Origin of the sequence: Rhodothermus marinus (genome assembly GCF_009936275.1) — a bacterium.
GTDB classification, from domain to species: Bacteria; Bacteroidota; Rhodothermia; order Rhodothermales; family Rhodothermaceae; genus Rhodothermus; species Rhodothermus marinus_A.
The window spans coordinates 1,326,433-1,340,230 of the sequence record NZ_AP019797.1 but is presented as its reverse complement, the minus strand read 5'-3'; the positions used below and the strand labels follow the sequence as shown (position 1 = coordinate 1,340,230).

General features: G+C 64.1%; 5 protein-coding genes. All 5 read right to left on the bottom strand.

Features of this window, described 5'->3' with window-relative positions; genetic code table 11:
* Positions 1-4 precede the first annotated feature (4 nt).
* The 5 genes from GYH26_RS05860 to rplL all read right to left on the bottom strand — a co-directional run bounded on the left by GYH26_RS05860 (position 5) and on the right by rplL (position 13,741).
* Positions 5-2,104 carry a thioredoxin domain-containing protein gene (locus GYH26_RS05860; protein WP_161540853.1) on the bottom strand — a complete coding sequence of 700 codons (2,100 nt, stop codon included), beginning with the start codon at positions 2,102-2,104 and terminating at the stop codon, positions 5-7.
* A gap of 89 nt (positions 2,105-2,193) precedes the next feature.
* A complete protein-coding gene (locus GYH26_RS05855) occupies positions 2,194-4,782 on the bottom strand; it encodes a M14 family metallopeptidase (RefSeq protein ID WP_161540852.1) in 2,589 nt (862 codons plus the stop codon).
* Positions 4,783-4,898: 116 nt separating this feature from the next.
* Positions 4,899-9,197: a DNA-directed RNA polymerase subunit beta' gene (gene rpoC / locus GYH26_RS05850; RefSeq protein WP_161540851.1), complete on the bottom strand. Its 4,299-nt coding sequence runs from the start codon at positions 9,195-9,197 to the stop codon at positions 4,899-4,901.
* A 44-nt stretch (positions 9,198-9,241) separates the two neighbouring features.
* The gene (gene rpoB / locus GYH26_RS05845) at positions 9,242-13,081 is read right to left on the bottom strand and encodes a DNA-directed RNA polymerase subunit beta (protein ID WP_161540850.1); all 3,840 of its coding nucleotides are present in this window, start codon (positions 13,079-13,081) and stop codon (positions 9,242-9,244) included.
* A 276-nt stretch (positions 13,082-13,357) separates the two neighbouring features.
* Positions 13,358-13,741 carry a 50S ribosomal protein L7/L12 gene (rplL, locus tag GYH26_RS05840; RefSeq protein WP_161540849.1) on the bottom strand — a complete coding sequence of 128 codons (384 nt, stop codon included), beginning with the start codon at positions 13,739-13,741 and terminating at the stop codon, positions 13,358-13,360.
* Positions 13,742-13,798 lie beyond the last annotated feature (57 nt).

Here is a 13,798-nt window from a genome sequence, read left to right as displayed (position 1 = left end):
TTTTTCAGGCCGGCTGGGTGGTCTGCAGCGCGTCGAGCTGGCGAGCCAGCGCCTCCGGATCGGTGACGGGCTGCTCGCAGCGGTAGTCGTGGCATACATAGGCGGTGGCCCGGCCGTCAAGCGGCACCTGAGCGGCCACGAACGGCGCCAGCCGAACGAGTCGCTCGCCGGCCGCACCGGGCCGACGCAGCAGCAGCACCTTGCGGGGCAGATAGCGTCGGTGAATCGTGCGCAGCATCTCCCGGAGCGTCGGGTCGTCCGGTTCGCCGGCCAGCACCAACTCGTAAATGGGCCCGAAGGCCAGGTCGATGGCGATCAGCATGCCCGTGAAGATGGGCGGTTGCTGCTTGACCGGCCCCGAGAAAAAGCGAATCATCGCGTCGGCGTGCTCTTCGTAAACTGTCCGTCCGGTCATGTGTCCCAGCCGCACCAGGTTCATCAGCGCCACGGCATTGCCCGACGGCAACGCATTGTCCAGCGTCTCCCGGGGACGTACGATCAGCGGTTCGCCGTCGTCGGGCGTCATGTAAAATGCACCGCGCTGATCCCAGAAATGGGCCAGCATCTGCTCGGTCAGCGCCAGCGCTGTCTCCAGGTAGGACGTTTCAAACGTGGTCTCGTACAGATCCAGCAGTCCCCAGGTCAGAAAGGCATAGTCGTCGAGCATGCCCGGAATGCCCGCCTCGCCCTCCCGGTAGCGATGCCACAGGCGGCCTTCGGGCGTGTGCATCGTGCGCAGCAGGAAGTCGGCGGCCGACCGGGCCGCTTCGGCATACGACGCCTCGTCGAACACCTGGGCGGCGCGGGCCAGCGCGGCGATCATCAATCCGTTCCAGTCCGTCAGGATTTTCTCGTCCCGTCCGGGCCGCACGCGCCGCGCCCGATAAGCAAACAGGCGCTGCCGAATTTCTTCAAGCTTTGCCTCCAGTTCTTCCGGCGTCCAGCCCCGTTCACGGGCCAGCGCCTCCGGCGGCCTGCTCAAGTGCAGAATGTTTTTGCCGGTGCGCTCGCCCGTCGCCTCCTCCTCGTAGTTGCCCTCGGGATCCACGTTGAACAGCTCGATGGCCAGGGGGGCCAGCTCCGGCCCCAGCGCCTCCCGGAGTTCTTCGACGGTCCACACGTAGAATTTTCCCTCCTCGCCCTCGCTGTCGGCATCTTCCGAGCTGTAAAAAGCGCCTTCCGGCGCGCGCAGGTCGCGCAGCACGTAGGTCAGGATTTCCCGGGCCGTGCGCTCGTAGAACGGCTTGCCGGTAGCCTGATAGGCTTCGGTGTAGGCCATCGCCAGCAGCGCCTGGTCGTAAAGCATCTTTTCGAAATGGGGCACGCGCCAGGCTTCGTCCGTCGCATAGCGGTGGGAACCGAACCCGACATGATCGTAGATGCCGCCCAGGCGCATTTGCACCAGCGTGTGCTCGACCATCTGCAGCGCGTGCGCCTCCCCGCTCCGGTGCCAGTAGCGCAGCAGAAACAGCAGCGTGTGCGGCGTGGGAAACTTCGGCGCATGCCCGAAGCCCCCGTGTTTCCGGTCGAAGATGTCATCCAGACGCCGGTAGGCGATCTCCAGCCATTCCGCATCGATGATCTGGCTGGGCGCCTCGAACGACATGACCTTCTGCAGCGTGCCGGTCAGCTTTTCGGCCGAGGCGATGATCTCGTCCCGGTGCTGCTGCCAGGCCTCCTTGATACGCGGGATGATCTCCAGCAATCCCGGCCGTCCGTAGCGGCTTCGCTTCGGGATGTAAGTGGCCGCAAAGAACGGCTTTTTGTCGGGCGTCATGATGATGGTCAGCGGCCAGCCGCCGTGCCCCGTCACCATCTGGCAGACGGTCATGTAGAGGTGGTCGATGTCAGGCCGCTCCTCGCGATCCACCTTGATGTTGATGAACGCATCGTTCAGCAGACGGGCGACCTCTTCATCCTGAAACGACTCGTGCGCCATCACGTGGCACCAGTGGCAGGCCGCATAGCCGATCGACAGAAAGATCGGCTTGTCTTCGGCCTTTGCCTTCTCGAAGGCTTCCTCGCACCAGGGCCACCAGTCGACCGGATCGTCCTTGTGCTGCTGCAGATAGGGGCTTTTCTCAAACTGAAGGCGATTCGGCATGACGGTTTCCGGTTTGTGCAAAAAGAAAAAGCGTAGCAGCCGACAGACTGCTACGCTTAAGCCCGAAGCGGCGATTTGTGCCCGCGGGTTCAGAACGCGTCGCCGAAGCAGATCGCGTTCAGAAACAGTCGGCTCGAACCCACCCAGAAGGCGCGGAAGTTCGGGTTGTCCATGATCAGGATGATGCGGCCGCGTCCGTAGCGCTGCGCCACAACGGCGGCCGCACCCGGTGCCTGCTTTTGCCGGGCGGCCGACAGGTAGCCGCTGAGCAGCGGCTGCTCTGTGTAGGTGGCCACGTTGGCGCCCGGCGTATCGGAGGGTTCATAAAAGGTTTCTTCGGTGCGGAAGACCGGCAGCGTGGCTCCCAGTCCGAAGGCCAGCGGGTGCGTGGTGTCGAGCCGGGCTTCCAGGATGGCGCCGCCGATCACCTGCGCGCCGCGGGCGCGCTCCAACTGGCCGTACGGATAGGGCCGCAACAGCGAGTCGAGATCGAAAGGTTTTTCCTTGAGACTGACCATTCCCTGCGCGACCACCCAGTCGACGGCGTCCGTCAGGGCGATCAGCACGCCCCCCTGCCGCACCCAGTTTTTGATTTTTTCGGCCGGGAGCGCGCTGTACGAGCCGCCGGCCAGCACCAGCCGGTTGTAGCGACTCAGATCGGCCCAGGCGACGTTGTCCACGTCCAGCAGCGAGACGGGCATCTGCATGCGCTCGGAGAGCAGGTGCCAGACCTCGCCCGCATTGTAGGCACGCGTGCCCTCGCCGGTCAGCAGCGCCACGCGAGGCTGTTCGAGCACCTGACCGTAGTCGCGCGTGCCCAGATCGGGTCCCTGCTCGGTAAGTCCGGTCTGGACCGCAAAGAAGCGCACGTGATAGGTGTCGGCCAGCGCGCGCAGCAGGGCCTGCAACGAGTCGGACGCCGGCCCCTTGCCGTCGCGTTGCACGACCGGGATCAGCACGGTGCCGGGTGGGAACGTGCGGCGGCTGCCCGCCACGGGCAGCGTGACCGCCTCGGTGAGCACGCGCGCCCGCACGCCGGCCTGCTGGAGGCGGTAGAGGGCCGCCGGCGCGTAGAACCGATCCCAGGTCATCAGATAGGCATAATCGGAGTGGCCCCCCACCAGTTCACCTCCGTCCAGCCGGACCGAGTCGACGGGCGTCCCCAGCAGCTCCGACGGATCGCGCCGCCACTCGGCCCAGACTACGTCGTAGGCCAGCGGCAGCGTCCAGGCCGACACGTCGTAGAAAAGCGAGTCCTCGAACGTGGTGCGCCGCTCCATCAGCGCCTGCAGCATGCGCACCTGCGGCTGCTGCGTGGGCACCACGTAGGCCTGACCGGCCTGGAACGTCCTTCCGTCGACCGTCACGTCGCGGGCCAGCGTGTACACCCGGATGCGGTGCCGCCGGAGCACCTCGGCCAGCATCTGGGCCCGCGTGCGGCCCGGCTCCAGCGCGATGAGGTAGGCCTTGACCGGAAGGCGACGGGCAATCTCTTCGGCCTCCCGGTAGAAGTCGCGCTGGTAGCGCAGCAACTCCAGCCGCAGCGCGCGAAGCGCCCGCAGCGTCGAAAGCGAAGTGGCAAACTGATTGCGAATCGTGAAAGCATAGGAAAGCACGCCATCGCGGGTCTCCCGAAGCAATGCGCGCGACGAAGCCTGCTCGAAGAGGATCCCGATGGCGCCGTTGGCGTCCGGGTAAGTCGATCCCTTGCCGTAGTAGAAGTCGTCGTAGCCTTCTTCCGAGTAGTAGAGCGAGCCGATCTGGTTGAGCGCCTCGGCATGGTAGCGGGCGATGGCGGCCGTCAGCTCCTGGTTGCGGGCCGGCGTGAGTGGATGGGTCCGGCTGGGCACGCCCGGCATGAAGAAGAACGTGGACTCGCTCCCCATCTCGTGGTGGTCCGTCAGCAATTGCGGCCGCCAGTGATGGAACAGCCGCAGGCGTCCCTGCGACTCCGGATGCTGGCCGGTGAGCCAGTCACGGTTCAGGTCGAACCAGTAGTGATTGGTACGGCCGCCGGGCCAGGGCTCGAGGTGTTCGCGGTCCTGCGGGTCGGCCACGGGCACACGGCCCCGGTTGCGGTTGGCCCAGTCCACGAACCGATCCCGGCCGTCCGGATTGAACATGGGATCGATGATGAGCACGGCCTGTGCCAGCAGCGAATCGATCTCCGGTCCGCGGGCGGCCGCCAGGTAGTAAAGCGTCAGCAGCGACGCTTCGGAGCCGCTGGCCTCATTCCCATGAATGCTGTAGCCCAGGTAGGCGACGGCCGGCATACGGGCTAGTTCGGCGTCGCTCACGGAGGCCGGGTCATCCGAAAGCCGCAGGTTGGCCCGACGGATATCCTCCAGACGCATCAGGTTTTCGGGCGCCGAGACGATCGCGTGAATCAGCGGCCGCCCCTCGTAGGTGCGGCCGTGCTCCTCGACCAGCACCCGGTCGCTGGCCGCTGCCACGGCCTGGAAGTAGGCCACGATCTGATGCGGGGCGGTATGGCGCGTGCCCACCACGTGCCCGATCACCTCTTCCGGCTTCGGGATGGCGGAATCGTAGGACACCGCTTCAGGCAACGCCAGGGGCAGCGGAAAGGCGGGCTGACTCTGAACAACTTGCGAGCTCCAGAGGCTCCATCCCAGCAGAATTCCGGGAAGCAAACGTTTGAACAGACACTTCACGGCCATCTTTCGGTCTGATCGACGATTCCGGTTCTGCCAGAAGATAAAAACGGCGATTCAACAAAAAAGCCCTGGCGGGCGAAAGCCCACCAGGGCTCAGGTTTTTCCGGTCAGGATAGTGTTCAGGAGGCTTCGACCGATTCGGTCGCCCCGTCGCCGGCGCCGTTGCCGGCCGCGGCGCTTTCGCTGATGGCGGCCTGCAGCGCCTCCAGCTCCTTGCGCGAACCGACGACCAGGTGCTGGAAGCGGCGCTGGCCGGTACCGGCCGGAATCAGGTGTCCGACGATCACGTTCTCCTTCAGACCGTAGAGATAGTCGGTCTTCGCGGCGATGGCCGCCTCGGAGAGCACCTTGGTGGTCTCCTGGAACGAAGCGGCCGAGATGAACGAGTCGGTCGAGAGCGCCGCCTGCGTGATGCCCAGCAGCACCGGCTCGGCCACGGCGGGCTGCGCCTCGCGCACCTCCACCGGACGCAGGTCGCGCCGTTTCATCTCGGAGTTCACCTCGCGCAGGCGCCGGCGGTCGATGATGTCGCCCACCTTCAGATCCGAGTCGCCCGAATCGACCACGACGAAGCAGTCGTAAAGCTTGTCGTTGATTCGGTCCAGCGTGTAGCGGTCGATCAGGTCGCCTTCGAGCAGGTTCGTGTCGCCCGGATCGGTGACGCGCACCTTCTGCATCATCTGGCGCACGATCACCTCGATGTGCTTGTCGTTGATCGACACGCCCTGCAGACGATAGACCTCCTGGATCTCGTTCACCAGGTACTCCTGGACTTTCCGCGGACCCAGGATGCGCAGGATGTCCTGCGGCGAGACCTGACCGTCCGAGAGCTGCTGCCCCGCCTGCACGTAGTCGCCCGGATGCACCAGGATGTATTTGCTGAGCGGGATCAGGTAGGTGCGCGACTCGGAGCCGTCGGGGCTGGTGATGATCACCTCCTGGGCACCACGCTTACGGGCGCCATACTCCACATAGCCCTCGATCTCCGAGACGATGGCCGGGTCGGAGGGCGTGCGCGCCTCGAACAGCTCGATCACGCGCGGCAGACCGCCCGTGATGTCGCGCGTCTTGACCGTCTGGCGCGGCAGCTTGGCCAGCACCTGACCGGCCTGCACCACGTCGCCTTCGTCCACCTGAATGCGCGAACGGACGGGCAGCGCATACTCGCGCACCGAGCCGTCGGGCAGCTCAATCAGGATGGCCGGCGTGAGCGAACGGTCGCGGCTTTCGATGACGACCTTTTCGCGATAGCCGGTCTGCTCGTCGGCCTCTTCGCGGTAGGTGACTCCTTCGATGATGTCCTGGTAGCGGACCGTACCGCTGACCTCGGTCAGGATCACGCTGTTGTAGGGGTCCCAGGTAACCAGCACCTGACCTTTTTCGACCAGGTCGCCTTCCTGCACGAGCAGTTCGGCGCCGTAGGGCACGTTCGCCCGCCAGAGTTCGCGACCTTCCTCCTGCGGATCCATAATGCGGATCATGCCCTGACGGGAGAGCACGACCTCCTTGGGTCCTTCGTCCGATTCGAAGGTGACGGTCCGCAGGTTTTCGAAGGCCACGCGACCGGCAAACTTCGCGTTGAGTGTGCTTTCGGCCTCGATACGGGCGGCTGTACCACCGACGTGGAAGGTCCGCAGCGTCAGCTGCGTACCCGGCTCACCGATCGACTGGGCCGCCACCACGCCGACCGCCTCGCCGACCTCCACCAGGCGGCCGGTGGCCAGGTTACGCCCGTAGCAGAGCGCGCATACGCCACGCGGCGCCTCGCAGGTGAGCACCGAACGGATCTCCACCTCTTCGATGGAGGTCTCGGCGATGCGCTGCGCCTTTTCTTCGTCGATCAGCTCGTTGGCGGCCACGATCAGCTCGCCCGTGAGCGGATCGTACACGTCGTGCAGCGACACGCGCCCGAGGATACGGTCGGCCAGCGGCTCGACGATCTCCTCGTTGTCCTTGAGCGCGCCAATCTTGATGCCACGCAGCGTGCCGCAGTCGTGCATCGTGACGGTCACGTCCTGCGACACATCGACCAGACGGCGCGTCAGGTAACCGGCGTCGGCCGTCTTGAGCGCCGTGTCGGCCAGCCCCTTACGGGCGCCGTGCGTCGAGATGAAGTACTCGAGCACGGAGAGCCCTTCCTTGAAGTTCGAGATGATCGGGTTTTCGATAATCTCGCCGGCCGACCCGACCATGCTCTTCTGCGGCTTGGCCATCAGGCCGCGCATGCCGCCGAGCTGGCGGATCTGCTCCTTCGAGCCACGCGCGCCCGAGTCGGCCATCATGAAGATGGGGTTGAAGCCGTCTTTGTCGTTCTTGAGCGTCTCGAAGAGGATTTCCGAGAGGCGGTTGTTCGTGCGCGTCCAGATGTCGATCACCTGGTTGTAGCGCTCGTTGTCGGTGATGACACCCATCTCGTAGTTCTGGCGCGCCCGTGCGACCTCCCGGTTGGCCTCTTCGATGAGCTGCTCTTTTTCCTTCGGAATGATGATGTCTTCAAGCGAGAAGGTCAGGCCGGCTTTAGTCGCCTGCTCGAAGCCCAACGCCTTGATGTCGTCCAGGAAGCGGGCCGTCCGTGGATAGCCCGTAGCCTTGAGCACGCGGCCGATGATCGTCTTGAGGTTCTTCTTGGTGAGCACTTCGTTGATGAAGCCCACTTCGTCGGGCACGACCTCGTTGAAGAGGACGCGGCCGACGGTCGTGTCGATCATCTGGCCATCCTTGAGGCGGACCTTGATCCGCGCGTGCAGATCGACCACCCCCTGGTCGTAGGCCTGGCGCACCTCCTCGGTGCTGGCAAAGCGCATCCCCTCGCCCTTGACGCCATTTTTGGCCTTGGTCATGTAGTAGAGGCCCAGCACCATGTCCTGCGTGGGCACGGCGATGGGCTCGCCGTTGGCCGGGCTGAGGATGTTGTGGCTGGAGAGCATCAGGATCATGCTCTCCAGGCAGGCCTCGTGCGAGAGCGGCACGTGCACGGCCATCTGGTCGCCGTCGAAGTCGGCGTTGTAGGCCGTACAGACCAGCGGGTGCAGCTGAATCGCCTTGGCCTCGGTCAGCACGGGCTGGAAGGCCTGGATACCCAGCCGGTGCAGCGTCGGCGCGCGGTTGAGCAGAACGGGCCGCCCCTGGATGACCTTCTCCAGGATGTCCCACACCTCGTCGGTGCGCCGGTCCACCACACGCTTGGCGCTCTTGACCGTCCGCACCACGCCCCGCTCGATGAGCTTGCGGATGATGAAGGGCTTGAAGAGCTCGACGGCCATCTCCTTGGGCAGGCCGCACTGATGCAGTTCGAGCTCCGGCCCGACCACGATCACCGAGCGCCCGGAGTAGTCGACGCGCTTACCGAGCAGGTTCTGACGGAACCGGCCCTGCTTACCCTTGAGCATGTCGGAGAGCGACTTCAGGGCCCGGTTCGAGTCGCTGCGCACGGCGTTCGCCTTGCGCGAGTTGTCGAAGAGCGAGTCGACGGCCTCCTGCAGCATGCGCTTTTCGTTGCGCAGGATGACCTCAGGCGCCCGGATGTCGATCAGCCGCTTGAGGCGGTTGTTGCGGATGATCACGCGCCGGTAGAGGTCGTTCAGGTCGCTCGTGGCAAACCGGCCGCCTTCGAGCGGAACCAGCGGGCGCAGCTCCGGCGGAATCACCGGAATGACCCGCATGACCATCCACTCGGGCCGGTTCTCCAGCTTCCGGTTCGCCTCGCGGAAGGCCTCGACGACCTGCAGCCGCTTGAGCGCCTCTTCCTTGCGTTGCTGGCTCGTCTCGGTTTTGACCTGGAAACGCAGCTCCTTGGAAAGCGCGTCCAGGTCCAGCCGCTTGAGCATCATCTCGATGGCCTCACCGCCGATCTTGGCGATGAACTTCTCCGGATTGTCGTCGTCGAGGCGGTTGTTGTCCTCCCGGATCTGGTAGAGGATGTCGTAATACTCCTCTTCGGTGAGGAGCTGGTTCTTCTCCACCCCGAGCTTCTCGGCGCAGCCGGGCTGAATGACGATGTAGTTCTCGTAGTAGATGACCTTTTCCAGGTCCTTCGACTTCAGCCCGAGCAGGTTGCCGATCTTGTTCGGGACGGTCTTGAAGTACCAGATATGGACCACCGGGACGGCCAGCGTGATGTGGCCCATCCGCTCACGGCGCACCTTCTTTTCGGTCACCTCGACGCCACAGCGGTCGCAGACGATGCCCCGGTAGCGAATGCGCTTGTACTTCCCGCAGTGGCACTCGTAGTCCTTGACCGGCCCGAAGATCTTTTCGCAGAACAGGCCGTCCTTTTCCGGCTTGAACGACCGGTAGTTGATCGTTTCGGGCTTGAGGACTTCGCCGTAGGAGCGTTCGAGGATGCTTTCCGGCGAAGCCAGGCTCAGCGTGATGCTGGTGAAGTCGCGCTTGATCTTGAGCGTCTTCCCTTGCGGCATAGCGTATATCGGCGGGTTGGTGTCGAATCAGGGGGAGCCTTCGTTCAGTCGAGCCGCACTTCCAGGCCGAGGCCCTGCAGCTCACGCACCAGCACGTTGAAGCTTTCGGGGATGCCGGGCTCGGGCAGGTTCTCGCCCTTGACGATGGCCTCATAGGCCTTCGAGCGGCCCTGCACGTCGTCCGACTTGTAGGTGAGCATTTCCTGGAGCGTGTGCGCAGCGCCGTAGGCGTAAAGCGCCCACACCTCCATCTCACCCAGACGCTGCCCACCGAACTGGGCCTTACCGCCCAGCGGCTGCTGCGTGATGAGGCTGTAGGGACCGATCGACCGGGCGTGAATCTTGTCCTCGACCAGGTGGTTGAGCTTCATCATGTAGATGTAACCCACCGTGGTCTTTTCGTCGAGCGGCTCGCCCGTACGGCCGTCGTAGAGCTGGACGCGGCCGTCCTCGGGCAGCCCCGCCTCGCGCAGCAGCGCCTTGATGTCGTCGAGCGTGGCGCCGTCGAAGACCGGCGAGGCGAACTTCCGGCCCAGCACCTTGCCGGCCCAGCCAAGGAGCGTCTCGTAAATCTGCCCCAGGTTCATACGGGAGGGCACGCCCAGCGGGTTGAGCACAATGTCCACGGGCGTCCCATCCTCAAGGAAGGGCATGTCCTCGACCGGGACGATCTTGGCCACTACGCCCTTGTTGCCGTGCCGGCCGGCCATCTTGTCGCCCACCTGGATTTTGCGCTTGCGGGCGATGTAGACTTTGGCCAGTTGCACGATCCCGGGCGGCAGCTCGTCCCCCATCTGGATCTGGTGCTTGAGGCGCTTGGCCTCGCCCGTGATCCGCCGGTGCACCTGCTCGTAGTTGCGGAGCAGCTTCTGTACCTTGCGGTTTACGGTCTCGTCCTGCGTGAAGGGGAACATCGGATTCAGCCGCAGCGGCGAGATCTTCTCGAAGGCTTCCCGCGTGAAGGGCATGCCTTCGGGCAGCACGATGTCGCCCTCACGCGTCTCGACGCCGGCCGAGACCTGTCCTTCGACCAGGTTGAAGAACTTCTCCCAGAAGCGACGGTCAAGCTCGGCCAGGTCCCGCTGCAGCTGTTCGTCGATTTCGGCCAGCCGCTGCTGCTCCCGCTTCTTCGAGGCCGGATCGAGCTTGCGGCGGCTGAAGAGCTTCGTGTCGATCACGACGCCCTTCATGCCTGGCGGCGCCTTCAGCGAGGCATCCTTCACATCGCCGGCCTTGTCGCCGAAGATGGCCCGGAGCAGCTTCTCTTCGGGCGTGGGCTCCGTCTCGCCCTTGGGCGTGACCTTGCCCACGAGGATGTCGCCGGCCTTCACCTCGGCCCCCACGCGGATGATGCCCCGCTCATCGAGGTCCTTCGTGGCCTCCTCGGAGACGTTCGGGATTTCCCGCGTGAGTTCTTCCTGGCCGCGTTTGGTGTCGCGCACCTGGCATTCGAACTCCTCGATGTGCACCGAGGTGAAGACGTCCTCAGCCACCAGACGCTCCGAGATCACAATGGCGTCCTCGAAGTTGTAGCCGCGCCAGGGCATGAAGGCGACCAGAACGTTCTTGCCGAGGGCCAGCTCACCCTTTTCGGTGGCAAAGCCGTCGCAGAGCACCGTGCCCTTCTCGACGCGCTGGCCGACTTTGACGATCGGCCGCATGTTGATGCACGTGTCCTGATTCGTGCGACGGAATTTGATCAGCCGGTACTCCTTGACGGGTTCCTCGAAGCTGACCTCGGCGTCCTCGGGGTCCTGATCGTAACGGATGACGATGCGCTCGGCATCGACGTACTCGACGACGCCCGGGCCTTCGGCCACCAACAGCGCGCGCGAGTCGCGGGCGACGCGGGCTTCCATGCCCGTACCCACGATGGGCGCCTCGGGCTGCAAGAGCGGCACCGCCTGGCGCTGCATGTTCGAACCCATGAGCGCGCGGTTGGCGTCGTCGTGTTCCAGGAACGGAATCAGGCTGGCCGAGGGCGAGACGATCTGGTTGGGCGCCACGTCCATGTACTGGATCTGCTCGGGCCGCATCAACGGGAAGTCACCGCGATAGCGGCACTTGACGAACTCGTTGAGGAAGTTGCCTTCCTCGTCGATGGGCGCGTTCGCCTGCGCGATGACCGCGTTGTCCTCTTCCTCGGCCGTCAGGTAGACGATCTCGTTCGTCACCTTGCCGTTGCGCACCACCCGGTAGGGCGTCTCGATAAAGCCGAACTCGTTAATCCGGGCGTGCACCGTCAGCGAGCAGATCAGTCCGATGTTGGGGCCTTCCGGCGTCTCAATGGGGCAGAGACGGCCGTAGTGCGTGTAGTGCACGTCACGCACCTCAAAGCCGGCCCGCTCGCGCGTCAGACCACCCGGCCCCAGCGCCGACACACGCCGCTTGTGCGTCAGCTCGGCCAGCGGGTTGGTCTGATCCATGAACTGGCTGAGCTGGTTCGTTCCAAAGAACGTGTTGATGACGCTGGCGATCGTGCGGGCGTTGACCAGGTCCTGCGGCGTGAAGCTCTCGGCGTCGCGCAGGTTCATGCGCTCTTTGATGGTACGGGCCATGCGGGCCAGCCCCACCGAGAACTGCGCCGCCAGCTGCTCGGCCACCGTGCGCACGCGGCGGTTGCCCAGGTGGTCGATGTCGTCCACCGTGCTGCGGCCGTTCTGCAGCAGCACCAGCTCGCGCACGATGGCGACGATGTCCTCCTTCGTGAGCGTGAGGACATCCATGGGGGTATTCTGACGCAGCCGCTTGTTGAGGCGGTAGCGTCCGACGGCCCCCAGGTCGTAGCGCTTCTCATTGAAGAACAGCCGGTCCAGCAGCGCGCGCGCCGTCTCGAGATCAGGCGTCTCCGTCCCGCGTAGCTGGAAGTAAATGTATTCCAGCGCTTCGGCTTCCGAGTGCGTGGGGTCTTTCCGAAGCGTGTTCAGCAGCAGGCTTTTGTCGAGCGCCTCCTCTTCGTCTTCGTCCTCCTTCAGAAGGTAGAGTTTCGTGATGCCGGCCTCTTTGAGCCGATCATAGTCCCCTTCCTGCAGCTCATGCTCGGCCGGCAGAAGCACCTCGCGCTCACGCTTTTCTTCCAGGACCTCGCCGGTGTCTTCGTCGACGATCTCGATGATGCGTTCCAGCGTGATCGACGAGGCCAGCTTGCGGCCGATATAGTTTTTGAAAGCCTTCTTCGTCGAAATATCGGCCTCTTCGGCCAGCTCGAAGAGCTGGATGATGTCCTCGTCCGAGGAGTAGCCCAGCGCGCGCAGCAGCGTCGTGACCGGAATCTTCTTGCGCCGGTCGATATAAGCCCACAGGATGCCGGCCACGTCCGTGGAGAACTCCAGCCACGAGCCGCGCAGCGGGATGACGCGTGCCGAGTAGAGTTCCGTCCCGTTGGGGTGGACACTCTGGCTGAAGAAGACGCCCGGACTCCGGTGGAGCTGCGAGACGATCACGCGCTCGGCACCGTTGATGATGAAGGTGCCGCGCTCGGTCATGTAGGGCAGGTTGCCCAGGTACACTTCCTGTTCGATTGCCTCCCCGGCCTCCTCTTCGTCCTCGTCTTCCAGGATCGACAGTCGGAGCTTGGCCTTGAGCGGGACCGAATAGGTCAGTCCCTGCGCCAGGCACTCCTCGATCGTGTGCTTGGGGGTGTCCAGCGCGTAGTAGAGGAATTCCAGGATGTAGCGCTCCCGACTGTCGGTAATCGGAAAGTGCTCTTTGAAGACCGCCTGAAGACCTTTGTCCTCACGCTCCTCCGGCGGCACGTCGTCCTGCACGAATTCCTTGAAGGCCTGCAGTTGGATCTCCAGAAGGTCGGGGTAGTCCAGGACCGTCTTGGTGCGGGCAAACGAAATCCGTCCGTTCGTGCCCGGCTGGCCGTTGAACTCAGACATAAGCGGGTGCGACTTCGATGGTTGAGTGACGCGTTGCTGTCAACCTACCAGACGAACAGCTTGCGCCTGCAAATTGGATAGAGGTGGATAACAATGTGGTAACGCGTTGGCATGGAGGTTGTTTCTCCATGAAAAAACAGATCCACGGAAGCATCATTTCCGGCGTGCAGGCTACAAGCAGGGAAAGCCGACACCCTCGCAGGAGGGGTCGGCTTGCCTGAAGGCTATTTGAATGCAGAGCAAAAATGCTGGCTGAAGCCGTAGGTTCCCGGACGGTTACTTGATTTCCACCTCGGCGCCGGCCTCCTCCAGCTTGGCCTTGATCTGCTCGGCCTCTTCCTTGCTGACGCCCTCCTTGATCGGCTTGGGGGCGCTGTCGACCAGTTCCTTGGCCTCTTTGAGACCGAGCCCCGTGATGGCGCGCACCTCCTTGATGACGGCGATCTTGTTGCCGCCGGCCGCCTTGAGAATGACGTCGAACTCGGTCTTCTCCTCGGCCGCAGCGGCGCCATCACCACCGGCAGCCGGACCGGCCGCAACGGCCACAGCAGCGGCTGCCGGCTTGATGCCGTACTCTTCCTCCAGGATCTTGGCGAGCTCGTTCGCCTCCTTGATCGTCAGGTTGACCAGCTGTTCGGCGAGTGCTTTCAGGTCTGCCATGGTTCCTCCTCCTTGGTTTTCCTGCAGCGGTCTCAGCCCCGAGGGGCTACGCTGCGC